Below are 23,688 nucleotides of genomic sequence, written 5' to 3'. Positions count from 1 at the left end.
GACTCAGATGTACAACGCCCAAGGCAAACTCTCACAGTCGGACGTCCTGACTAAATATGCGCCGCTCGTTCGTCGGCTCGGACTTCAGCTCGTCGCCAAGATGCCGGCGAGCGTCGATCTCGACGACCTGATTCAGGCCGGCATGATCGGCCTTCTGGATGCGGCGAGCCGCTACAAGGAAGATCAGGGCGCGCAGTTCGAAACCTACGCGAGCCAGCGCATTCGCGGCGCCATGCTCGACGAGTTGCGTGCGAACGACTGGCTGCCGCGCAGCATGCGCAAGACGTCGCGCGAAGTCGAATCGGCGGTGCACAAGGTCGAGCAGAACCTCGGCCGCGCCGCGAGCGAAGTGGAAATCGCCGAGCACATGAAGATGCCGCTCGACGAATATCAGTCGATGCTGCAGGACCTGCACGGCAGCCAGCTGATCTACTACGAAGACTTCGACCGCTCCGCCGACGACGAGCCGTTCCTCGACCGCTATTGCGTCGATCGTTCGGACCCGCTGTCCGCGCTGCTCGACGACAGCCTGCGCGGCGCGTTGATCGAAGCCATCGACAAGCTGCCGGAACGCGAGAAGCTGCTGATGAGCCTCTACTACGAACGCGGCCTGAACCTGCGCGAAATCGGCGCGGTCATGGAAGTGAGCGAATCGCGCGTGTGCCAGCTGCACAGCCAGGCGGTCGCCCGCTTGCGCGCCAAGCTGCGCGAGCAGTCGTGGACGAGCGTGGAGGCTTAATGCGCTAGCCGGCTTCGAAGTCTCGCGCTTCGGCGAACACCGTTTTGCCGATGCCGAGACTTTTCGCGCGATACATCGCGCGGTCGGCGGCGCGCAGCACGGCGTGGATGTCGGCGTGGCGCGCGTCGGCGGCGCTCGACAGCATGCACGCACCGATGCTCGCCGAGACCGAAACCGGCCGGCCGTCCACCGACGTGATCGACGCGAGCGCCGCGTGAATGCCCTCGGTGATCGCGAGGACGGCCGTGCGGCTCTGCGCCTGAAGCGCGAGCACCACGAACTCGTCGCCGCCCAGGCGCGCCACGGTGTCGCTATTGGACATGCGGCGGGCGAGCACGTTGGCGAACTGCTGCAATAGCAGGTCGCCGACCGCGTGGCCGTAGGTATCGTTGACTTCCTTGAAGCCGTCGAGGTCGATCAGGAGCAGAACGGTGTCCTGCGAGGCGTCGGACATCGTGCGATTGACGATGTGTTCCAGCGCATACCGGTTCGCGAGACCCGTGAGCGGATCGGTCGATGCCTGACGCGCGAGATCGCGATTGGCGTTGCCGAGACGATCGACGAGCACGGTCAGATACACCGATGCCGCCAGCACGCTCAACGCGAGCCCGAGCGCGGCGGATAAGTTCGCGTTCCACCACGGCTGCCAGAGCGCGAGCGCGCCGATGACTACCATCGCGGTGGCGCAGGAGACGGCGAGCGTGCGCTTGCCGTAGCGGCAGCCCGAGCCGATCAGAAACCAGAAGACCACCCACAAGAGCGGCAACGCGGTTTCCCCGCCTGCCGCGAGCGCGGCGCCGACGAGCGCCTGATCGGCGATGGTCGTGACGACGAGCCGCTTCTTCGATGGCGACGCCATGCGGCTGACGATGAGCAGCGTGACCGCGCCGTAGAACACATAGAGTCCGACGATTTGCGCGACCAGCGACGCATCGTGCGAAGGGGCGAGCAACGCGTAGCAGGCGTAGGCCAGCAGGACCGCGGCGCCCAGCACGACGCGCAGCGTGGCTTGTTCGCGTTCGGGATGCCGAAGCGCCGCCCATGCGAACGCATGAGACCAGCGTGGCGGGTGGTGGGCCTGCTGCATGTGAACCCCTGGATTTTGTTTTTGTTCGGTCGACGCGGTCAGAATGGGCGCGGTCGGCCGTAGGGTTAACGGCAAAGCGTTGCGTTGCTTGAGTTTCGTGGGGATGACGTCGAAGCGACTGATGTGCGACTTGGCGCGCCCGGCTGGGATCGAACCAGCAACCCCTTGTCTTCTCGTATACCGTTATCGAGCAGGTCATGGCACGGCCTTCGTGTACGCCGAGTATTGGTCAATCAGCATGGCCAGTAAAGCTGGTGCCTGTTTTGGCAAAGCAGACAAAGTAGGTCAAGTTCGCACGGACGCGTCAGAGTTGCTTGGAACCCACGCGAAAGCCAGCGCCGTCGAGCCTATGCGAAACCACGCGTGTGAGGCATGAACGGACGGCCAACGAGCCTCGTTACGCGACGCGAACGCAAGGAAGAAACGACGAGCGAATCGGGCGAAGGATTGAGCTTCGATCCGGAGCTGATCAAGCAACCGGTGCCCGGAACGCTTGACCGCGCGGATGAAAGAGCAACTGCCCGCGAGCGCGCGCTTGGGCGGCGAGCAGACGCACTTTCTCGGCTACGGAAAGGCGAAACCAAGCCGGTGGGCAGCACGATCACTGCAACCGCACCGGCCACAAGCGCGTCACGACTGACGACGGTTTCTCTACAGCGAATTTCCGCGACCGAGCAGAGGCCTTCCATCCGGTGCTCATTGCCAACGGCGAGCCACGCTTTAGCGGCTTCGACGACAAGATCATCGCCATGTACGCGCACGAAGTCCGTAGATGCTTCGATGCCGTGCGTCAGCACGGTGACCGGCGGAGTGATCGACGATGTGCGCGAATGGCCACAGCGACCGCGCGAGCCGATCTATCGAGTGCGTTTTGCTCGACTCGCTGCGGGCCAAGATCCGCGACGAAGACGCGGTCCTCAACAGGGCGATCTACATGGCGCTGGGCGTGCGCCGCGGCGGCACGCGTGACGTGCCGAGGCTCTGGGTCGAGCAGACCGAGGGCGCGAAGTTCTGGCCATGCGTGGTCAATGACCTGGAGCCGCGCGGTGTGCAGAACGTACTGAATGTTTCACGACGTCTTCGCGCCCGGCCGGCGGGCAGCCGGGCACGCGCTGGCTAACCCGCCACAGCTTCGGTGGGCGCGACGTGCGCCGCCCACATGCCATGCAACGCGTCTTCCAGATGCTTCGCGAAGCGGGGAGCGTCGCACAGCGGCGAAGCGACGAGTTGCGCGCGCAGGCCGCTGCGAAGCGCTTGCAGTTGCGACGCATCGGCGGCGAACTGCGTGGCTTTGGCGACATAGTCGTCTTCGCTCTGTGCGATCCAGTCGGGAAAGCCGGCAGCATGCAGCATGCTTTCGCAGATATGCGACAGAAACCGCTCGCCGCGCAGGCACAGGACGGGCACGCCCATGAACAGGCCTTCCGCCGTCGTCGTGCGGCCGGGATACGAGAACGGGCTCAACCCGATGTCCACCCGACGATACGCGGCCAGATACTCGGCACGCGGCGAACGGTCTTCCAGGATCAGGCGCGATGCATCGACGTCGTGTGCGGCAAAGCGCGCGACGATCGACTGGCGAACGTGATCCAGATCGAGATTCTGCGCCTTGATGAACAGACGCGAATGCGCGACGGCATGCAACACGCGTGACCACAACATCACCGTCTGATCCGAAATCTTGGCGAGCTTGCCGAAATAGCCGAACGTCACATGTCCGTTGTCGAGCATCGGCAGGTTGCCTACGTCCAGCTGCTCGGCAGGCGGCGTGAAGCACAAGTAGCTGTCGGGCATCCGCCACGCGCGCTCGGTGAAGTGGTGTGCCTCGCTCTCCGGCATCACGTGACGGTCGCCGAGCATGTAGTCGATCGCGCGCACACCCGTGCTTGCGAAGTAACCGGGCCAGCTGACCTGCACGGGCGCGGGCTTGCGCGCAAACACGGGCAGGCGGTTGAACTGCGTATGGCCCGATGCATCGATCAGCACGTCGATGCGATCGTCGCGGATGCGCGCGGCGGCGGCATCGTCCGTCATGCCGGCGAGGCTCGTCCACGTCGCAAAGTGCGGCCGGATGCGCAGCGTCAGCGCATCTTCGACATCGCGCGTCGCATACGCGTGCAACTCCACGCGCGCTGCGTCGACATGATTCGCCACGCTTTCGAGCAAATAACCGACGGCGTGCTGATTCAGGTCGCCGGACACAATGCCGACGCGCAATGCTCGGCGTGTCGCGGGCGTCGCTTCGACGAGCCAGTCACGGTACGGCGTAACGCCCTGCGTGATGGCTTCATCGAAAGCTTTGGCTTCCTCCAGGTACGCGGCGGGCGTCACACCGCTGTAGTAATTCGACGCGAACAACCGGTTGCTGCGCGGCGCCGGCAACTCGGGGCGTAACGCAATGGCCGTGCTGTACGCCTCGATGGCAGCATCGAGTTCGTCGAGTTGCATCATCGTCGTGGCAAGGTTGTTATAGGCTTGCGCGTGATCAGGCTTCAGCGACACGACCTTGACGAAAGAATCGACAGCGCCGGTCAGGTCGTGCATCGCGCGCTGTGCAATCCCGAGGTTGTAATACGCGTCGATATAGTCGGGCTGCTGCGCGATCGCCTGGCGGAAGCACTCGACGGCAGCAGCAGGCCGGTTGTCCGCCTGCATGACGTTGCCGAGGTTGTAATAAAACGCGGCCGCCGGTCGAACCGCGATGGCGGCCATGATCAACTCGGACGCTGTCGCGTATTGGCCGAAGGCGTGAGCAACGAGGCCCAGCAGATGCAGTGCTTCGGGGTGGTTCGGATCTGTCGCCAGGATCTCGCGATACAGCGTCTCGGCTTCGTCGAGCCGATCGGCCTGATGACATTCGACGGCGCGCGCGAGCAGCGCCTCGACAGCGGGATTCGTCGTCGCCGGCTTCTCGGCGGCGGCCACATTGGCTTCCGGCGTCCGCAGACGAGCCGCCGCGCGCGCGTGCATTCTTTCGTTCGCCATTGCCGCGTCGGCGCGAAAACGCGGGGACGCATAGAGTCCCGCAGTCGGCTGTTTGACCAGCTCGTCGAGGTTGGCGCGCAATGGCTGCAATTCGACCATGCCGAGCGTGTCGATGCCATGCGTGTACAAGCGAGTCAGTTGCGCTTTTGCGCGCATCAACGCTTCCGCGGACATCTGACCCGCCGCCGCCTCGCCGCGCACCATCACTTCCCATTCGTAGTAGCCCGCAACGAGAATTGGACTCGCGACACCCGAATTCTGCGTACCGTGCCGGCGGAAACAGCTCAGATAGCCGCCCAGCAGCACGAGCGGACCCTGTTCTGCGAGGTTCAGATACATGCTGACGTCGTTGAGGAACGTAATGTCCCAGCCGCGGTACAACATGACCGTCGACATGTCGACGGCATCGCGCACCATCATGATGTTGCTAGGCTCGCCGATGAAGTTGTTCGCCAGCGCGACCATGTGCTCGACGAGTACCGGACGTTCGACCAATGCAACCTGGCCAGCCGGAACAAGGGGCGGCGGCGTGTGCAGGACGTTGTCGTCGGCGTCGATCAAGACGCGCTCATGAACGGCGATGGCCGAGCCGGGATGCTGGCGCAGCGCGTCGACCAATGCTTCCACGGAGCGCGGCATGAGCAGGTCGTCGTCGTAAAGCCACTTGATGTACTCGCCGCGCGCCTGTTCGAACAGCAGAAACGAATTGCGACGCGCGTCCCCGCTGGCATGATGGAAATAGCGAATGCGCGGATCGTCGAAGCTCTCGACGATGGGGCGCAAGCGACCGTCCACCGTGTCGTCGCCGACCAGGATTTCGATGTCCACGAAGCTCTGTGCCTGCGCGCTCGCGATTGCCTTCGCAAGGTAGTCCGGCTTGAACGCGGGAATGAGGATGCTGACGGTGGTCATGGAAAAACGGGTCCTGTTCGAGAAAGAGGGCGCACATCGGCAGCCTGAAGTTGCATGGCCGCGCCCGGGCATTTATGGCACGACGGCTTGCATACAGAATAGCGAGCGGTCGCTCGACGCGATCCACGGAACAGCGAGGCGTTTCCATCCCTATTCGCAACTGATGTCGCGCCTGACGTCGCGCTGGATCGCGCTTACGCTTCCTCGCGCGCCCGCGCGAGCGAACCATTCCTCGAAATAGCAGCGTTTGGCCCGCTTGATCAATCGATCGGATTGCCATGGCCGAGGCTATTCTCGTTTCATTGGACGTGCGCCTGTTGCGCATTCCGCTCATTCGCGACTGCCATGCAAACACTCGTTCCGGTCACCCAGCCCTACCTGCCTCCCCTCGAGGAGTTTCTTCCGTATCTGCAAAAGATCTGGGACAGCAAGCAGGTGACCAATGGCGGCCCCTTCCACACGCAGCTCGAAGCGGCGCTTTGCGAATACCTCGGTGTCGAGTATCTGTCGCTGTTCTCGAACGGCACGCTCGCGCTGATCACCGCGTTGCAGGCGATGAAAGTGACGGGCGAAGTCATCACGACGCCGTTCAGCTTTGTCGCGACGACGCACGCGTTGCACTGGAACGGCATCAAGCCCGTCTTCGCCGACATCGACCCCGTGACGATGAACCTCGATCCGCGCAAGATCGAGGCGGCCATTACGCCGCAAACCACGGCTATCCTGCCCGTTCACGTCTACGGCAACCCGTGCGACGTCGAAGAGATCGAACGGATCGCTGACACGTATGGCCTGCGCGTGCTCTACGACGCGGCTCATGCGTTCGGCGTGCGCCGGTCGGGCGAGTCCGTGCTGAAGTTCGGCGACATGTCGGTGCTCAGTTTTCATGGCACGAAGATCTTCAACACGTTCGAAGGCGGCGCGATCATCTGCCACGACGCCAAGACAAAGCGCCACATCGACCATCTGAAGAACTTCGGTTTCGCCGATGAAGTCACGGTCGTGAAACCCGGCATCAACGCGAAAATGAACGAACTCCAGGCGGCCTTCGGCCTCTTGCAGTTGCAGCACATGGACAGGATCGCTGTTGCGCGCGCGCGGATTGCGGCGCGCTACGAGGCGGCGCTCTCAGGCGTGAAGGGACTGCTGCTGCCTGTCGCGCCCATCGACAGTACGCGCAACCATTCGTACTTCCCGGTCCGCGTGACGGCAGACTTCCCCATCACGCGCGACGCGCTTTACGATGCGCTGCGCGCGGAAGACATCCTCGCCCGGCGGTATTTCTATCCCCTCATCAGCGAGTTTCCTAGCTACCGTGGCCTGCCGTCGGCGGGGCCGGCGAATTTGCCCGTGGCGACGGCTGTCTCCCGCGAAGTGCTGTGCCTGCCTATCTTCCCGGCACTCGACAGCGACACGCAGGACAAGATCATCGAACTGGTGCTGACGGCAGCGACGGTGCGTGATCGCGCCAGCGAACTGGCGCACGCGTAAGCGGCCATGGCGTTAGCGCGCTGCCGTTGCATTGGGTCCGTGCGCCATTTATCAAGGTATCTTCTATGTCAAATGTGCTGTCCATGCCCGACGTCTACCTGAATTCCATCGTCGTCGTTCAGGGCGAGCGGATCGAGCAAAACGACGCTTCGACGTTGGGCATTGCCGATGCGAATTACGAGCGCATCGTGCGAAAAACAGGCGTGCACAGCCGGCCTGTCGCAGGTCCCGATCAATATACGAGCGACCTCGCATTCGCGGCCGCGCAACAGTTGCTCGCAGCGAGCCCTGCAACAGGCGTCAGCGCGTTGATCGTCTGTACGCAAACGCCGGATCATCTGATTCCGGGCGTATCCTCGCGCATTCACGGTAGGGCGAAGCTGGCAAACGATTGCCTCGTCATGGACATCAACCAGGGCTGCTCCGGCTTCGTGCTGGGAACACAGACGGTCGTCGCGCTGCAGCGCTCGTTCGCGACAGAGAAAAGCGCGATCCTCATCAACGCTGATACCTACTCGCGCTTGCTTCGACGCGACGACATCACGACACGCGTGTTATTCGGCGATGCCGCGACGGCGTGCGAATTCTCGACGCGTCCCCAAGGATTGCGCTTCCTTTACTGCCGCAGCTTTGCAGACGGCTCGGGATACGATGCGTTCGTCGCTCACGGGTCCGCGATTCGACCGAGCGAGCAGGCGCCCGGCATTTACATGGATGGCACCGCGATTTTCAATTTCGCGCTGCGCGAAGTCCCGAAAGCGGTCGAAACGGCGTTGAGCGATACCGGGTTGAGCATCGGTCAGATCAGGAAGTTCGTTTTCCATCAGGCAAACGACTTCGTGACATCGCAGTTGGCCAAGAAGCTTCGGCTGAGCGACGAGCAGGTTCCGAACAACTGCGCGTATATGGGCAATACTGTCTCGGCCTCCGTGCCTATTCTGCTCGCGGAACAGATGGCATTGCTGGAGCCCGGCGATATCGTGATGACGGTCGGCTTCGGCGTCGGATTGTCCTGGGGCGTCGCGCTATTCGAGTATGCAGGCAATTCTCCGGCGTAATGGCAAACCGGCGTCAACCGAGTGACGCCAAAAAAGCAAAAAGGCACGACTGCGTAAGTCGTGCCTTTTTGCTTTGGGAAAGCGTACGCCTTCCAGTTCAGCTTACGTCCTCAAGCATGACTGGGCAGCACGCGCACTGGATTCTCGAATTGCGGCGAGATGAAGGTCTTGGGAGCGATCTTGCCCGCATACTGCCGCGGGATGTTCAGGTATGAATGCGCGCCGATCACAGACGCCCGTGCAAGACTGCTGTTCGCGCAGATGGTGACGAAGTCGCCTATGATCGCCCGTTCACGGACCGAGACATTGGCTTCGAGCGTCACATAGTCGCCGACCGTGACTTCTTCCGTCACCACGACATTGGGACGCAGCACGCAGTGATGGCCGATTCTGCTGCCAGCACCGACGAAAGCGCCCGTGTGAATGATCGTGTTGTCGCCAATGACCGCGTCCGAAGCAATCTGCGCACGCGGCGAAACAAGCGAGACAGCGCGATAGCCGAGCGCGGCTGTCGCCTCGTGCAGCGCGCGTCTCACATCGTTTATATAGAACTCGTTGGCCGCGATGGCGATGTCCCATTCCTCTGGCGAGAAGCGTTGAAGTTCGCTCAGATCGAAGACGTAGTAGTCCTTCGACGGAATGTGCAGCATCGCCACATCGCGTTGCGAATGGGCCTGCAATGCAAGCGCGTGGACGTCGCGCAGAGAATCGTCGGGACCCGCGATCAGCAGAGACTTCATGGCGTACCTTCTTCATTCAGATGTTGCATGTACCACGTCCCCACCGCCGCGAGCGGCGCCTCGTGGTCGCCCAGAACGTTGATGGGCGATCCCGACTTCAGCGACTTCTGCAGCGCGTTGAGCAGAACCACGTCTTCATCGACGACCCGTTTTTCCGCATGATGGATGCCCCACAGCAGATGCGGTTGCGGCGGCGTGCCGTCTTTGAAACGTGCCGTGAAGACCCACGAGTGGTACTCGAACTTGTCCGGTGCGACGGGCACATACTGCTGCAAGTAAAAGTGCTCGCCGTGGATTGAGCCGAAGTTCACGTTCGGAAACAGCACGCAGTGGAGCACCGCCCCCGGATCTGCCGCCCGCTCGAACAAGCCGGAATACCAGTGAGGCGCATAACGCAAGCTGCACCGCCTGAGCTGCGAAAGATCGGCGAGCTCGACGGGACGCGCCGGTATTTCGCCCGAGTAGAATTCGACGTCCGCAAGAGGACGCCCTTTTCCGAACAATGGAGAGGTGGTCGTCGACGCGCCATGCTGCGAACCGTCGCTGGCATAGTCGAACAGCGGTGCGAAGGTGTCCTTATGCACGAACGAAACGTGATTCCAGTCGAGAACGTTCTCGAAGTTCAGCTTCCAGTTGTAATCGACGTTGAAGGTCGTGTACGACACTTCGGGCGCGAAGTATGCCGAGATCGCCTCAAGCACACGCAGCATGTCGCTTGAATATTGTTCGGTGATGGGTATCGGTTCCGCGCTCAGATTGACGAACACGAAGTTGCCGACCACCTCGAGCGCGAACGTCTGCAAACGCAGTTCGCTTCGTTGACTCTTGCAGATCTGGTAGAGCTTGTCGTTCGGGATGCCGCGCAGGCTTCCATCGCCGTTATAGGACCAGCTGTGATACGGGCAGATCAGCTTGCGTTTGCCGCAGTCGGCCTGCTGAATGGGCATGCCACGGTGGGCGCAGGCGTTGCGATAAGCGCGCAGCTCCCCGTCGACCCTCTGTACGAGCACGGGCACGCCGCCTAGGTTACGCGTGATGAAGCTGTTCTCGTCTTGCAGTTGCTGCGTGAGACCGACGAGCAGCCAAAGTTCGCCGAAGACTTTTTTCTGCTCACGATCGAACCACGCTTGGTCCGTATAGCAGGCAGGTGGCAGGACAGGTTCAATCATGGCGAATGTTCATCACTGGAGTGAGTTCGATGCAACGACGCGCGCTTGCCAGTGCCCCGCGACTTTCGCGGAACCTTGCGCGACGCGCGTGCCGATGCCGCCGCGGAGCATCGGCCGCGGCGTGAAAACGTTCAGATCGTCCGTGCGGGGTTGCCGAAAACGGTCACGCCCGGCGGTACGTCCCTGACAACGACGGAGCCGATGCCGATCGTCGCCCCGGCCCCGATGGTGACGCCCTTCGCAATCGTCGAGCGCGGATTGACGGTCACGCCATCGCCGATGTTCACGCCGCCCGCGATGAACGTCATTGCACCGATCATGCAATGCTCGCCCACCGTGACGTCGTGTCCAACGATCGTGTAGGTGTCGATATAGGTGAACGCACCGATCGCGCAGTCCGTCGAAATGACTGCGCCTGGCGTCACGAAGGTGCCTTCGCCGATCCGCACGCGCGCTGCTACGGACGCGCCGTTCTTGAAGCTGAAGAACGCCGCGCCTTGCGCCTGCAACGGCGCCACGAGCTTCCTGCGCCAAACGGGGTCACCGACGGCCGGAATGAACAAATCGCCTTCCCGAACCTTGTAGTCGAGCGGATTGCCGACGACAGCGCAATCCAGGCCTTCGGGTATAGCGACGTCCGCGCGCGTGTCGAGGAATCCGCCGAGCTCGATTTCGTCGCGCAGCGAGGCGTCTTTCGACAGCACGTCGTACACGATGCGGCCCAAACCGCCGCCGCCGATAATCAATAGCCTTGTACGCATGGCTGAATTACCCGACCGTGTGCCCGCCGTCCATCACGAGCGTGGTGCCCGTGATCCATCGGCTTGCGCTGGAAAGAAAAAAGATCGCGGCATACGCAACGTCATCCGGCACTCCCAACCCTAGTGGATAGCGGGCGGCCGTTTCGTCGATGCTGTCCGTCGTGCGCCGCGCTGCCTGCAGCATGGGCGTCTCGACTAAGCCCGGCGCGAGACAGTTGACGCGAATCGCTCGCTTGGCAACTTCCATCGACAACACGCGCGCCATGCTTTCTAGCGCGCCCTTGCTGCCGCCATAAGCGCCGACGCCCGCCACGCCGATATGCGCCGATATCGATGAGATAAACACGATCGAGCCACCGCGGTTCACCGCGTTGCGGACAAGAAGCTGCTGCGTCAGCAAGATCGGGCCCAGTGCGTTGATGCGGAACTGGTCTTCGATGTGGCTACGCGATGCAAGCCTCAACGGCGCGAGCGCAGCGACGCCCGCGCTGTGCACGATGCCGTCGAACTTGCCGACGTCTTGCGCCAACTGTTTGATGCTGTCGTCGTTGCCCAGGTCGCACGTGAAATAGCCGTGACCTTCGCCGCCCAGTTCGTCGATGAGGCTACGCAAGCGCGCGTCGTCGCGTCCGGTCGCGATCACCGTCGCGCCAGACTGCGCGCAGCGCACGGCGATCTCCCGCCCGATGCCGGACGAAGCGCCCGTCACGAGTATGCGTTTGCCGTCGAGTGAGAATGCGTCTTGCACGGTCATGCCTCTATCAGCGCCGGGAACGTGGCCGATTCGATGTCGACGATCGCGCCGCCCCATGACAGCCCGATGCCGAATCCGCACAGCAGCAGCCGATGCTTTGCGTCGTCGAGCGTGGTGTGAAGCCGCGCGGTCATGGTCACGGGCAGCGATGCGCCGCTCGTGTTGCCGAAGTCATGCAGCGTCGACGGCACTTTCTCCGAGGCGAGGCCGAGCTTCTTGCGGATCGTCTCGTTGATCATGCGGTTCGCCTGGTGGAAGACGAAGTAATCGATCTGCTCCTTCTCCGTTTTCGCGTAGTTCAGCAGCGTGTCGACTGCAGGCGGCACGCGCTGCGTCGAGAAGCTGAGGACAGCCGTCCCGTCGAGGATCAGATCCATCGGCGACCGCAAGAAGCCGTTTTCATCCCGATGCTGAAGCGTGTGTTGCGTTGTGACCGGCTCGCGATGGCCGCCGACGGGCAGCATGATCGCCTTGTGTCCGCTGCCATCGCTGTTCAGGTTGAAGAACATCGGCGCGGCGTTCGCATCGAACTCCAGCGCGGTCGCGGTGCCGGCGTCGGAAAAGATTGGATCCTTGATTGAACCGGCGCGGTCGCCGACCAGCAGCAGTCCCTTCTTGATCGCACCCGACGCAATCATGCTGCCGAGCAGATGAATGCCGAACGGATAGCCGGAGCAACCCAGGTTCACATCGAAAGCGATGGTCGTGTGCGGCAGGCCGAGACGGTCCTGCAGAATGATGGACGTGGCGGGAATGATGTAGTCAGGCGACTGCGTGACGACGATCAGTGCGTCGATCTCATCGCGTGACCATTCGAGGTCCGCCAGCAACTTTTCCGCAGCGACGAATGCGAGGTCCGAGAAACATTGCCACTCGGGGCACAGACGGCGTTGCCGGATGCCGATATTGCGCACCAGCCTCTCGCGCTCCGAGCGGATCTGCGGCGGCGCGTCTTCGATGTTGTCAACGACGCGCTTGGGCACGCAGGTCGCCATGCCTGCGAAGCGCACGTTGTGCAGAGTGGAAAGGCCCATGGTGTGTGTTATCCGAGCAGCTTGTGCAGGTCGGCGAGCGTCACGCACTTTCTGATGTCGTCGCCGGAGATGGTTTTGCCGAAGTCGGTGTCGAACATGACGATCACGCCGAGCGACGCGAGCGAATCCCACTCAGGCAGGCTGAGGAGTTCCGTTTCCGCCGTGACTTCGACGGGTTCCTGGAAATCGACGGCAATCAGAAATTGCTCGATGAACTGTTCGATGGTGGGAAGCGTTGTGACGGAAGACATCAATGACTCCTTGGATATCGCGGCATAGGCGCGAATGGTGATTCGCTCAGAATGGGCGGCTCGGCGGCGGTCCATGCCGCAGAGCCATGCACCAGGTTTGTCGGGAGCGTTTGTCATCGCAGCCCGTCAAGCCTGGCTGCCGGAAGTCCTGTCGGAGCGGTCGAACGACGTGAATGGTGCTCACGTCGCCCGTCATCGAGCGGGAGTGGCGGCAGATGAAGGGACTATACCGACGCACCCGATCATCCAATTCGGTCAACAGAGGCCGATTCTCCCTCCAAATCAGGCCAATACCGGTAGATGGAGGGGGCGTGCATCGGGCGGGTCAGTCCAGTGACGGCGCCGTTACTGGCTGCCATGCCGGGAGACGGCCCGGCGACACGAGTGGGCTCGCGGTGCAGTGATGTAGGAAGCGGCAAACGGGAAGACGGGGAGACCGGAAGACGGGGAGACGGTGGTGCGTGCGGTGGAAGGTACGTACCTGCACTGACGCAACACCGACGATCTTTTGGCGCGCCCGGCTGGGATCGAACCAGCAACCCCTGCCTTCGGAGGGCAGTACTCTATCCATTGAGCTACGGGCGCTTCGGCGGAAAGCCTTGCGTGCGGGTGCCGGAAGACGGCTGCAAGGCCCATGCGAATCCGAGAGGATACCTGTTTTCCGTGAATCCGTCCATCGCGCGGGGTTCGACGCCGCCCGCGAAGCATCACACGATTCGGGTAAACGCCCGCGCCACGGCGCCCGCCGCCCCGCGCCTTCCGGTAAGCGTTCCGTCTATAATCGACCGTGCCCTCGGCGACGCAGGGCGTCAAGCGCGGTAGCTGTCACGCTGTCACTGAACCGACTCACCTAAAAAAACGGGAGACGAGACAAGCATGAGCGAAGCCCCACACGGAGCCCCGATCAAGACACCCGGCCAACTCATCGCGGCGGTCATCGCTGGGTTCGGCATTCCCGTCGCCATCATCGTTCTGCTCGCGGTCTACGTCGACAATACGACGCGCACCGGCGCCGGCACCAATCTCGACGCCTCCGTCGAACAGAGAATCGCGCCGGCCGCTCAAGTGAATATCCGCGACGCCAACGCGCCGCGCGTCTACAAAACCGGCGAGGAAGTCTTCAAGGCCGTGTGCTCGACGTGTCACGCCACCGGCACAGCCGGCGCGCCCAAGTTCGGCGATGCGGGGGCATGGGCGCCGCGCATCGGCCAAGGCTACGACACGCTCGTCCATAACGCACTGAACGGCAAGGGCGCGATGCCCCCGCGCGGCGGCACCAGCCCGGACGACTACAGCGATTTCGAGATTGCGCGCGCCGTCGTCTACATGGCGAACAACGGCGGCGCGAAGTTCGACGAGCCCGCGCAGCCCGCGCCGGGCGCTGCGGCATCGGCATCGGCGCCTTCGTCCGCTTCCGCGCCGGCGTCCGGCGCAGCCGGTGCAAGCTCGACCGAAAACGCGCAAGCCGCAGCCGCCGTCGCGGCACTCGCGTCGGTGCCGCAGACGGCGTCGGCTCCGGCGGCGGGCGCGCAAAGCGCCGATGCGTCGCAGGCCGGCAAGGCGCTCTACGAGCAGGTCTGCCAGGCGTGTCACGCGGCCGGCGTGCTCAACGCGCCGAAGTTCGGCGACAAGGCCGCGTGGGCGCCGCGTCTCAAGGACTCGATGGAGACCGTCTACAACTACGCGCTGCACGGCAAGGGCGCCATGCCGCCGAAGGGCGGATCGAACGCGTCGGATGCGGACGTGAAGGCCGCCGTCGATTACATGGTGAACGCGGCGAAGTAACGCGGAACGAAGAACCGTCAGTTCTTCTGCAACATCGCCTTCAACATCGCCATGCGATCCTTCGGCGAGAGCGGCGCTTCTTCCGGCGTCGGGGGCGGGGCGTCGTCGAGCAGCATCTCGGGAATGAAGCGCGACGGCTCGCACACCACCGTCTCCCGCGCGCGCTTGCGCTTCTTGCACCAGTTCAGATGCAGGCTGCGCTGCGCCCGCGTGATCGCCACATACATGAGCCGGCGCTCTTCCTCGATGCGCGCGTCGTCGATCGGCGCGTCGTCGTCCGAACTGCCGCGATGCGGCATGATGCCTTCCTCGACGCCGACCAGAAACACGTGCGGATATTCGAGTCCCTTCGACGCATGCACGGTCGAGAGCCGCACCGCGTCGGGGTCTTCGTCCTTGCCTTCGAGCATCGACATCAGCGCGACAGTCTGGATCAGCCCGAGCAGATTCTTGCCTTCGTCGGCGAGACCATCGGCTGTGTCGTAGCCGGTCTGTTCCGCTTCAGGCGACGCTTCGGGCTTGGTGCCCTTGCGCTTGAGCCATTCGAGAAACTCCAGCACGTTCTGCCACTTGGACTGCGCCTGCCGCTCGTCGAACGCATCGTAGAGATACGCTTCGTAGTGGATGGCTTCCATCATGTCGTCGAGCACTTCGGTCGCCGGATCGCGGCCCGCGCGGTCCGACAGACGGCGAATCCACTCGCAGAACGTGCGCAACGGCTCGACCTGCCGCGCCGACAGCCGCGCCTCGATGCCGCCCATGAACACCGCTTCGAACAGCGACACCTTCGCCGCGCCCGCGAACGCGCCGAGCGCCTCGAGCGTCGTGTTGCCGACGCCGCGCCGGGGCGTCGTGATGGCGCGGATGAACGCGGGATCGTCGTCGGGATTTGCGATCAGACGCAGATACGCGATCAGATCCTTGATTTCCGCGCGGTCGAAAAACGACTGCCCGCCCGAGAGGACATACGGAATGCGCTCGCGCCGCAGCACTTGCTCGAAGATGCGCGCCTGGAAGTTGCCGCGATACAGAATGGCGTAATCGCGAAACGCCGCGCGCCGCTCGAACTTGTGCGCCGACAGACGAAACACGACGGACTCGGCCTCGTGCTCTTCGTCGTTGCAGCCGGTCACAGTGATGGTGTCGCCCATGCCGTGCTCGGACCACAGCTTTTTCTCGAAGAGCTTCGGATTGTTCGCGATGACGTTGTTTGCCGCCGTCAGAATGCGCACCGTCGAGCGATAGTTCTGCTCCAGCTTCACGACATGCAGCTTGGGAAAGTCCTTGCTCAACTGCGCGAGGTTTTCGAGCGTCGCGCCGCGCCAGCCGTAGATGGCCTGATCGTCGTCGCCGACCGCCGTGAACGCGGCGCGCGGACCGGCGAGCAGCTTCAGCAGTTCGTACTGGCAGGCGTTCGTGTCCTGATATTCGTCGATCAGAAGATAGCGCAGGCGGTTTTGCCACTTTTCGCGCACCTGCTCGTTCTGCGCGAACAGCTGCGCGGGGCGCAGGATCAGATCGTCGAAATCGAGCGCCTGATACGTGTGCAGCGTCGCCGCGTAGCTGCGATAGACGATCGCCGCCTGATGCTCGTCCTCGTTGCTCGCGAGCACGGCGGCCTGATCGGGCGAGACCATCGCGTTTTTCCACAGCGAGATGATCGACTGAATCTTGCGGATCAGCCCTTTGTCCGTGGTGCCGAGTTGCTCCTGAACCATGCCGAAGCAGTCGTCGGCATCCATGATCGAAAACTGCGGCTTCAGGCCGACGTGCTCCGCTTCCTGCCGCATGATCTGCACGCCGAGCGAGTGAAACGTGCAGATGGTCAACTGATTGACCGGCACCTTGCGGCCTTCCTTGCCGGGCGTCGTGAGCGTCTTGCCTTCGAGCAGCTTCGCGGTGCGCTCGCGCATTTCGAGCGCGGCCTTGTTCGTGAAGGTGAGCGCGGCAATGTGCTTCGGCTCGAAGCCGCGTCCTTCTATCAGATGCGCGATTTTCTGCGTGATGACGCGCGTCTTGCCGCTGCCCGCGCCGGCGAGCACGAGACAGGGACCATCGAGATAGCGCACCGCTTCGCTTTGGGCGGCGTTGAGACCTGCGGACATCGTTCTGGACTTTGGCGAGTGAGGCGAGCGGCGCAAGAGCCAAGCCGCGCCGCTGATTGAACTGCGAACACCGCCGCGCAACCCGTTGATCGCACGGCAAATTCGAGAGCGCGATGTTAACACGATAGAACGCGGCGGGTTTTGGCCCCTGTTCGCTGGCCGATGGCGCTTCTGGCGGCGCAGGCTCATGCCACAATATCCGACCGATTCACGACAGGATGATGCCTTCCATGAGTTCAGCACTGAAAGTCGGCCTGATGGGCTATGGCCTCGCCGGCGCGACGTTCCACGCGCCCGTCATCGAGCATTGCGGCCGCGCGAAGGTCGCCGCCATCGCGACGAGTCAGGCCGAGCGCGCGCTCGCCGATTATCCGGACGCGCGCATCGTCGCCGACTTCGATGCGCTCATCGCGCTCACCGACGTTCCCTGCGTCGTGATCGCCACGCCGAACGACACGCACTTCGACCTCGCGCACCGCGCGCTGTCGGCGGGCAAGCATGTGGTCGTCGACAAGCCGGTGACGCTGTCCGCCCGTGATGCCCGCACGCTCGCCGATCTCGCTGCCGAGCGCGGGTTGCTCTTCGCGCCGTTCCACAATCGCCGCTGGGACGGCGATTTCCTGACGGTGCGCGCGCTGATCGAAAGCGGGCGGCTCGGGCGCGTCACGCATTACGAATCGCATTTCGACCGTTTCCGCCCGAAAGTGCCGCAGCGTTGGCGCGAAGAAGCGGCGCGCGGCGGCGGTCTGCTGTTCGATCTGGGGCCGCATCTGATCGATCAGGCGCTCACGCTGTTCGGCGCCCCGCAGACGGTGACGGCGTTCGTGAAGGCGCATCGCGATCACGCGCACGCGCCGGACTACGTGCATCTCGTGCTCGGTTACGCGGACAAGGAAGTGGTGCTGCACGCGAGCGCGCTTGCGGCGCTGGAGCCGCCGCGCTTTTCGATTCACGGCACGCGCGGCAGTTATGTGAAGACCGGCCTCGACGTGCAGGAAGACCAGCTTCGCTCGGGCATGCGGCCGGGCAATCCGGAATTTGGGAAGAATCCGCCGGGTCTCTTGCGCGAAGTGGACGGCGATCACGATCTGCGGCATCAGTTCGCGACGCGCGATGGCGCGTACGTGGAGTTCTATCGCGCGCTGGCGGCGTCGGTGATCGACGGCAAGCCGTTCCCCGTGACGCCGCAAGATGCCGTCGATGTGATGACGGTTATCGAGCTCGCGATGCAAAGCGAGCGGGAAGGGCGGAGGGTGGAGTTCGTGCGGGGCTAGGTGTCAGCGCCTGTTGATGTTGCCGGACGTCGTGCTCACATTCCCGCCGACGTCGCGGCACGCGACATTTCCCGACACCGTCTGCACCGACCCGCCGACATCGCCGCACAAGACGTTGCCCGACACGACCGATACGGCCCCGGCTTTCCCGTGCACCGTGAGCTTGTCGCAGGCTTCGACCTCGATCCGTTCGACGTCGCCGTGAATTTCGATGGTGATGCGCGGCACGTCGTCCCCGCTGACGGTCTCGCCGTCCACGGTCACTTGCTTGCCGCGAACGGAAATCGCGTTACCGGTGACCGTCCGGCCATTAATGGTGACTGAAGCCATGATCGATTCGAAAGTGAGTCGGCGAACATCCGAGTGTAGGCGACGGCCGCGCCGCGAACGTAACGATTCGTGCCAATCACGCCCGTCCGTTTCGGGCAATCGCCCCCGTCCGAATCCGTTTGACAACCCCATTCCCCTCGCGTAAATTCTGCCGCACGCGTCGGGAGAGCGCGTGGCCGCTTCATGGAAGCGAGAGCCGCGCCGCCGAAGGGGCACACCCACAAACTCTCAGGCAAAAGGACCGGCCGCGTCGAGGACACATTCCTCGCACTCTGGAGAGCGGCAACGGCACGCATCAGGCCAGTTGCCCACCGAAGGGGCGCGCGATGGACCGCCAGCACACGCTCGCGAATCCGCGCAATCTCTCAGGTACCGAGGACAGAGGGGTCACGCATCGCAACCGCATCGCGGGTCGGTGTCTTGTCTTGGCTGCATGGAGCGGCGAGCAAGGCGGCCGTCCGCAGCGAAAGCGCGCTGCGTGGCCTTTTTTGCTCCGCGAACCGAGGCCCCGATGACCGAACTTCAACACACGCCCTTGCACGCCGCTCACCTCGCGCTCAACGCGCGCATGGTCGATTTCGGCGGCTGGGACATGCCCGTCAACTACGGTTCGCAGATCGACGAGCATCGCGCCGTGCGCACCGACGCCGGCATGTTCGATGTGTCGCACATGCGCGTCGTCGATTTCGAGGGCGACGGCGTCCGCGCGTTCTTCCGCCACGCGATCGCCAACAACGTCGACAAGCTGACGACGCCCGGCAAAGCGCTCTACTCCTGCCTGCTGAAAGACGACGGCGGCGTGATCGACGACCTCATCGTTTATTACTTCTCCGAAACGCAGTTCCGCGTGGTCGTGAATGCGAGCACGGCGGACAAGGACATCGCGTGGTTCGGGAAGCTCAACGCCGACGGCAACTTCAACCTCGCGATCACGCCGCGCGGCGATCTCGGCATCATCGCGGTGCAAGGGCCGAACGCACGCGAAAAGGTCTGGAACGTGCTGCCGGAAACGCGCGCCGAAACGGAAGCCGCCAAGCCGTTCAACGCGGTCATGTTCCCCTCCACGCAGTACGGCGAACTGATGCTCGCGCGCACCGGCTATACCGGCGAGGACGGCTTCGAGATCGTCGTGCCGGCCGCGAACATCGAAAAGCTGTGGAACGCGCTGCTCGCCGCGGGCGTGAAGCCCGCCGGTCTGGGCGCGCGCGACACGCTGCGGCTCGAAGCCGGCATGAACCTCTACGGCCAGGACATGGACGAAACCGTGTCGCCGCTCGACGCGGGCCTCGCGTGGACCGTCGATCTGAAAACGCCGCGCGATTTCGTCGGACGCGCGGCGCTGGAGGCGAACGGCTCGAAGGCGAACTTCGTCGGGCTCGTGCTTATCAAGGAAAACGGTCGTGCGGGCGGCGTGCTGCGCGCGCATCAGAAAGTCGTCACGCCGCACGGCGAAGGCGAGATCACGAGCGGCACGTTTTCGCCGTCCATGCAGGAGTCGATTGCGTTCGCCCGCGTGCCGACGGCCGTCGCGCCGGGCGATACGGTGCAGGTCGTCATTCGCGACAAGCAAGTTCCCGCGCGCGTGGTAAAACTTCCGTTCGTGCGCAACGGCAAGGTGCTCGTCGAACTGGCATAACGCCGCCGAGCGCCGTCGCGCCCGTTCCCTCCGACCCAGAATCTCACGAACGAACCACGCAAGGAGCATCCAATGAGCATCCCGGCCGATCTGAAATACACCGAATCGCACGAATGGGTCCGCACGGAGTCCGACGGCACGCTGACCGTCGGCATCACCGATCACGCGCAAGAGGCGCTCGGCGACATCGTGTTCGTCGAACTGCCGGCGGCGGGCAAGTCCGTCGCGGCGGGCGATGCCATCGCGGTCATCGAATCGGTGAAGGCCGCCTCCGACATCTACGCGCCGGTTTCGGGCGAAGTCGTCGCGGCGAATGACGCGCTGACGTCGTCGCCGGATCAGGTGAACGGCGCGCCGTACGAAAGCTGGCTCTTCAAGATCAAGCCCGCGAGCGACGCGGGCCTCGACAAGCTGCTCGACGCCGAAGGCTACGGCAAGTCGATCGGCGAATAACTCTCTATCAGACGAGGGCGGCTCGCACGCGGGCCGCTTTCGCAGGAATTCACATGAAGCTCGAACACCCGGATCGTCCGATGAACCGCACTTCCCTGTCACTCGCCGCGCTCGAATGCCACGATGCGTTCGCCGGCCGGCACATCGGCCCCGACGAGGCCGACCAGCGCGCAATGCTCGATGCGCTCGGTTTCGCGTCGCGCGCGGCGTTCATCGACGCGGTGATTCCGGACACGATCCGCCGCAAAGAAACGTTGCCGCTCGGCGCGTTCACGCAGCCGAAAAGCGAAGCCGAGGCGCTCGCGGCGCTGCGCAAGCTCGCGGACGAGAATCTGGTGTTTCGAACCTTCATCGGCCAGGGGTATTACGGCACGCACACGCCTGCCGTGATCCTGCGCAACGTGCTCGAAAATCCGGCGTGGTACACGGCCTACACGCCGTATCAGCCGGAAATTTCGCAGGGGCGTCTCGAAGCGCTGCTGAACTTCCAGCAGATGGTGATGGACCTGACCGGCCTCGCGATGTCGAACGCATCGCTGCTCGACGAAGCGACGGCCGCCGCCGAAGCCATGACGCTGCTGCAACGTGTCGGCAAGCCGAGGTCCAACGTGTTCTTCGTCGCGGACGACGTACTGCCGCAAACCATCGAAGTGGTGAAGACGCGCGCGAAGCCCGCGGGTATCGAAGTGAAGGTCGGTCCGGCAGCGGATGCCGCCAGCGCGAACGCATTCGGCGTGCTGCTGCAATATCCCGGCGCGAACGGCGACGTGCATGACTATCGCGCGCTCGCCGAAGCGGTTCACGCGGCGGGCGGCCACGTCGTCGCGGCGGCGGATCTGCTGGCGCTCACGCTCATCACGCCGCCCGGCGAATGGGGCGCGGACGTCGCCATCGGCAACACGCAGCGGTTCGGCGTGCCGGTCGGCTTCGGCGGTCCGCACGCGGCTTACATGGCCGTGCGCGACGAATTCAAGCGTCAGATGCCGGGGCGTCTCGTCGGCGTGACCGTCGATGCGCAAGGCAATTCCGCGCTGCGTCTCGCGCTGCAAACGCGCGAGCAGCACATTCGCCGCGAGAAGGCGACATCGAATGTCTGCACGGCGCAGGCGCTGCTCGCGATCATGGCGAGCATGTACGCGGTCTATCACGGCCCGCAAGGTCTGAAGACGATTGCGCTGCGCGTGAACCGCGTCGCGTCGATTTTCGCGGCGGGCGTCGCGAAGCTCGGCTACAGCATCGCGAACAAGACGTTCTTCGATACCGTCACCATCGAAAGCGGCGCGAACACGACCGCGCTGCATCAGGCCGCTTACGCCGCGCATATCAATCTGCGGCGCGTGAGCGCGACCCAGGTCGGCGTATCGCTCGACGAAACCACCACGCGCGACGACCTGCAGAAGCTCTTCGCGCTGTTCGCGGAAGTCGCGGGCAAGACCGAAACGTTCGATATCGACGCGCTCGACGCGTCCATCAGCGATTCGCTTCCGGCAGACCTCAAGCGCACGAGCGATTACCTCACGCATCCGGTATTCAACCGCCATCACTCCGAACACGAAATGCTGCGCTATCTGCGCAGCCTCGCCGACAAGGACCTCGCGCTCGACCGCACGATGATCCCGCTCGGCTCGTGCACGATGAAGCTCAACGCCACGTCCGAGATGCTGCCCGTGACGTGGCCGGAGTTCGCGCAGATTCACCCGTTCGCGCCGGCCGAGCAGACGCTCGGCTATCGCACGATGATCGACCAGCTCGAACAGATGCTAGTCGCGTGCACCGGCTATGCGGCCGTGTCGTTGCAGCCGAACGCGGGTTCGCAGGGCGAGTACGCGGGCCTGCTCATCATTCACGCGTATCACGAGTCGCGCGGCGAAGGGCATCGCAATGTGTGTCTGATTCCGGCGTCCGCGCACGGCACGAACCCGGCGTCGGCGCAAATGGCGGGCATGCAGGTCGTGGTCGTCGCGTGCGATGCGAACGGCAACGTCGATATCGACGATCTCAAGGCGAAGGCCGAGAAGCATTCCGCGAATCTCGCTGCGATCATGATCACGTATCCGTCGACGCACGGCGTGTTCGAGCGCAACGTGCGCGAGATTTGCGACATCGTGCATCAGCACGGCGGGCAAGTGTATGTCGATGGCGCGAACATGAACGCGATGGTCGGTCTGTGCGCGCCCGGCCAGTTCGGCGGCGACGTCTCGCATCTGAACCTGCACAAGACGTTCTGCATTCCGCACGGCGGCGGCGGACCGGGCGTCGGTCCGGTCGCGGTCGGCGCGCATCTCGCGAAGTTCCTGCCGAACCAGACTTCGACCGGCTATCAGCGCGACGAAGCGGGCATCGGCGCGGTGTCGTCGGCGCCGTACGGCTCGGCCGCGATCCTGCCGATTTCGTGGATGTATATCGCGATGATGGGCGCGAAGGGCCTCACCGCCGCCACCGAAAGCGCGATTCTCGCGGCGAACTACGTCGCGAAACGTCTCGCGCCGCATTACCCGGTGCTGTACAGCGGCCCGGGCGGGCTCGTCGCGCACGAGTGCATTCTCGACGTGCGGCCGATCAAGGAAGCGAGCGGCATTTCGGTGGAAGACGTGGCCAAGCGCCTGATCGACTACGGCTTCCACGCGCCGACCATGAGCTTCCCCGTGCCCGGCACGCTGATGGTCGAGCCGACGGAATCTGAGTCGAAGGAAGAGCTGGACCGCTTCATCGACGCGATGATCGCCATTCGCAACGAGATCCGCGCAGTCGAAGAAGGCCGCGCCGATCGCGAAGACAATGTGCTGAAGAACGCGCCGCATACGGCTGCCGTCGTCACGGCGGACGAATGGGAGCACGCCTACACGCGCGAAGAGGCGGCGTATCCGGTGAAGACGCTCATCGCGCGCAAGTACTGGTCGCCGGTGGGCCGCGCCGACAACGCATATGGCGACCGCAATCTGATGTGCTCGTGCGTGCCGGTGTCGGAGTACGCCGACGCGTGACGCACGGCGCGCCGCGCCGCCCGAAAGCGTCAAGCTTTGTCGGGCGGTTTTGCGGTGCGTTCGAGAACGGCTAACATCTCACCCCGGACCAAGCCAATCAGGGAGTGCGTATGGCGCCGAAGGTGCGAAAGGGGAACGAG

The 23,688-nt window shown here is 63.6% G+C and carries 18 protein-coding genes, 1 tRNA gene, 2 pseudogenes and 2 riboswitches; of the genes and pseudogenes, 9 read left to right on the top strand and 12 right to left on the bottom strand.

Annotation, left to right across the window (positions count from 1 at the left end; genetic code table 11):
• Positions 1–7 precede the first annotated feature (7 nt).
• Positions 8–739, top strand: coding sequence for an RNA polymerase sigma factor FliA (locus NCR34_RS00205; RefSeq protein WP_175938629.1), 732 nt, complete (start codon positions 8–10; stop codon positions 737–739).
• Between the two features lie 4 nt (positions 740–743).
• Here NCR34_RS00205 and NCR34_RS00200 read toward each other — a convergent pair whose 3' ends face one another.
• Positions 744–1,826, bottom strand: coding sequence for a GGDEF domain-containing protein (locus NCR34_RS00200; RefSeq protein WP_250498826.1), 1,083 nt, complete (start codon positions 1,824–1,826; stop codon positions 744–746).
• A 372-nt stretch (positions 1,827–2,198) separates the two neighbouring features.
• On the opposite strand from NCR34_RS00200, the pseudogene NCR34_RS00195 reads away from it, so the two are divergent.
• A pseudogene (locus NCR34_RS00195) lies at positions 2,199–2,889 on the top strand (transposase); the annotation flags it as partial.
• Between the two features lie 53 nt (positions 2,890–2,942).
• On the opposite strand, the gene NCR34_RS00190 reads toward NCR34_RS00195, so the two are convergent.
• The gene (locus NCR34_RS00190) at positions 2,943–4,796 is read right to left on the bottom strand and encodes an O-linked N-acetylglucosamine transferase, SPINDLY family protein (RefSeq protein WP_502800033.1); all 1,854 of its coding nucleotides are present in this window, start codon (positions 4,794–4,796) and stop codon (positions 2,943–2,945) included.
• A 600-nt stretch (positions 4,797–5,396) separates the two neighbouring features.
• Positions 5,397–5,723: pseudogene (locus tag NCR34_RS00185) on the bottom strand (glycosyltransferase family 2 protein); the annotation flags it as partial.
• A 345-nt stretch (positions 5,724–6,068) separates the two neighbouring features.
• On the opposite strand from NCR34_RS00185, the gene NCR34_RS00180 reads away from it, so the two are divergent.
• Positions 6,069–7,214, top strand: coding sequence for a DegT/DnrJ/EryC1/StrS family aminotransferase (locus NCR34_RS00180; protein ID WP_250498824.1), 1,146 nt, complete (start codon positions 6,069–6,071; stop codon positions 7,212–7,214).
• Positions 7,215–7,279: 65 nt separating this feature from the next.
• Complete coding sequence (locus NCR34_RS00175) at positions 7,280–8,272, top strand: 3-oxoacyl-ACP synthase III family protein (protein ID WP_250498822.1); 993 nt, start codon at positions 7,280–7,282, stop codon at positions 8,270–8,272.
• 110 nt (positions 8,273–8,382) lie between these two features.
• Here NCR34_RS00175 and NCR34_RS00170 read toward each other — a convergent pair whose 3' ends face one another.
• The 7 genes from NCR34_RS00170 to NCR34_RS00140 form a co-directional block, all read right to left on the bottom strand.
• Complete coding sequence (locus NCR34_RS00170; RefSeq protein ID WP_250498821.1) at positions 8,383–9,012, bottom strand: LbetaH domain-containing protein; 630 nt, start codon at positions 9,010–9,012, stop codon at positions 8,383–8,385.
• Positions 9,009–10,181 carry an aromatic ring-hydroxylating oxygenase subunit alpha gene (locus NCR34_RS00165; RefSeq protein ID WP_250498819.1) on the bottom strand — a complete coding sequence of 391 codons (1,173 nt, stop codon included), beginning with the start codon at positions 10,179–10,181 and terminating at the stop codon, positions 9,009–9,011. The genes NCR34_RS00170 and NCR34_RS00165 overlap by 4 nt, the downstream gene beginning before the upstream one ends.
• Before the next feature lie 131 nt (positions 10,182–10,312).
• The gene (locus NCR34_RS00160) at positions 10,313–10,942 is read right to left on the bottom strand and encodes an acetyltransferase (protein WP_250498817.1); all 630 of its coding nucleotides are present in this window, start codon (positions 10,940–10,942) and stop codon (positions 10,313–10,315) included.
• Positions 10,943–10,949: 7 nt separating this feature from the next.
• Entirely contained in the window at positions 10,950–11,696 is a 747-nt protein-coding gene (locus NCR34_RS00155; protein ID WP_250498816.1) for an SDR family NAD(P)-dependent oxidoreductase, read from the bottom strand.
• Entirely contained in the window at positions 11,693–12,730 is a 1,038-nt protein-coding gene (locus NCR34_RS00150) for a ketoacyl-ACP synthase III (RefSeq protein WP_250498814.1), read from the bottom strand. Before NCR34_RS00150 ends, NCR34_RS00155 begins: the two co-directional genes overlap by 4 nt.
• An 8-nt stretch (positions 12,731–12,738) precedes the next feature.
• Positions 12,739–12,981, bottom strand: a complete 243-nt coding sequence (locus NCR34_RS00145; protein ID WP_250498813.1) for an acyl carrier protein — start codon at positions 12,979–12,981, stop codon at positions 12,739–12,741.
• 509 nt (positions 12,982–13,490) lie between these two features.
• Positions 13,491–13,566, bottom strand: a tRNA-Arg gene (locus NCR34_RS00140).
• 291 nt (positions 13,567–13,857) lie between these two features.
• Between NCR34_RS00140 and NCR34_RS00135 the strand changes: the two genes are divergently transcribed.
• On the top strand, positions 13,858–14,766 hold the full coding sequence (locus NCR34_RS00135; RefSeq protein ID WP_250498812.1) for a c-type cytochrome: 909 nt from the start codon (positions 13,858–13,860) through the stop codon (positions 14,764–14,766).
• 17 nt (positions 14,767–14,783) lie between these two features.
• On the opposite strand, the gene NCR34_RS00130 is transcribed toward NCR34_RS00135, so the two are convergent.
• On the bottom strand, positions 14,784–16,871 hold the full coding sequence (locus NCR34_RS00130) for a UvrD-helicase domain-containing protein (protein WP_250498811.1): 2,088 nt from the start codon (positions 16,869–16,871) through the stop codon (positions 14,784–14,786).
• A gap of 230 nt (positions 16,872–17,101) precedes the next feature.
• Here NCR34_RS00130 and NCR34_RS00125 point away from each other — a divergent pair, with 230 nt between their 5' ends.
• Positions 17,102–18,145: an oxidoreductase gene (locus tag NCR34_RS00125; RefSeq protein WP_248320724.1), complete on the top strand. Its 1,044-nt coding sequence runs from the start codon at positions 17,102–17,104 to the stop codon at positions 18,143–18,145.
• Positions 18,146–18,148: 3 nt separating this feature from the next.
• Here NCR34_RS00125 and NCR34_RS00120 read toward each other — a convergent pair whose 3' ends face one another.
• A complete protein-coding gene (locus NCR34_RS00120; RefSeq protein WP_248320723.1) occupies positions 18,149–18,475 on the bottom strand; it encodes a hypothetical protein in 327 nt (108 codons plus the stop codon).
• A gap of 151 nt (positions 18,476–18,626) precedes the next feature.
• Positions 18,627–18,730, top strand: a riboswitch (glycine riboswitch).
• 7 nt (positions 18,731–18,737) lie between these two features.
• Positions 18,738–18,867: riboswitch (glycine riboswitch) on the top strand.
• A gap of 119 nt (positions 18,868–18,986) precedes the next feature.
• Between NCR34_RS00120 and gcvT the strand changes: the two genes are divergently transcribed.
• From gcvT to gcvP, 3 genes are all read left to right on the top strand, one after another.
• Positions 18,987–20,111, top strand: a complete 1,125-nt coding sequence (gene gcvT, locus NCR34_RS00115; RefSeq protein WP_250498809.1) for a glycine cleavage system aminomethyltransferase GcvT — start codon at positions 18,987–18,989, stop codon at positions 20,109–20,111.
• Positions 20,112–20,183: 72 nt separating this feature from the next.
• The gene (gcvH, locus tag NCR34_RS00110) at positions 20,184–20,564 is read left to right on the top strand and encodes a glycine cleavage system protein GcvH (protein WP_175938591.1); all 381 of its coding nucleotides are present in this window, start codon (positions 20,184–20,186) and stop codon (positions 20,562–20,564) included.
• A 53-nt stretch (positions 20,565–20,617) separates the two neighbouring features.
• A complete protein-coding gene (gcvP, locus tag NCR34_RS00105) occupies positions 20,618–23,548 on the top strand; it encodes an aminomethyl-transferring glycine dehydrogenase (protein WP_248320721.1) in 2,931 nt (976 codons plus the stop codon).
• The last annotated feature ends 140 nt before the right edge of the window (positions 23,549–23,688 follow it).

Source organism: Caballeronia sp. GAWG1-5s-s, from assembly GCF_023631445.1.
Taxonomy (GTDB): domain Bacteria; phylum Pseudomonadota; class Gammaproteobacteria; order Burkholderiales; family Burkholderiaceae; genus Caballeronia.
Note: the sequence above shows the minus strand (reverse complement) of the source record. Positions and strands in the feature narration are given on the sequence as shown.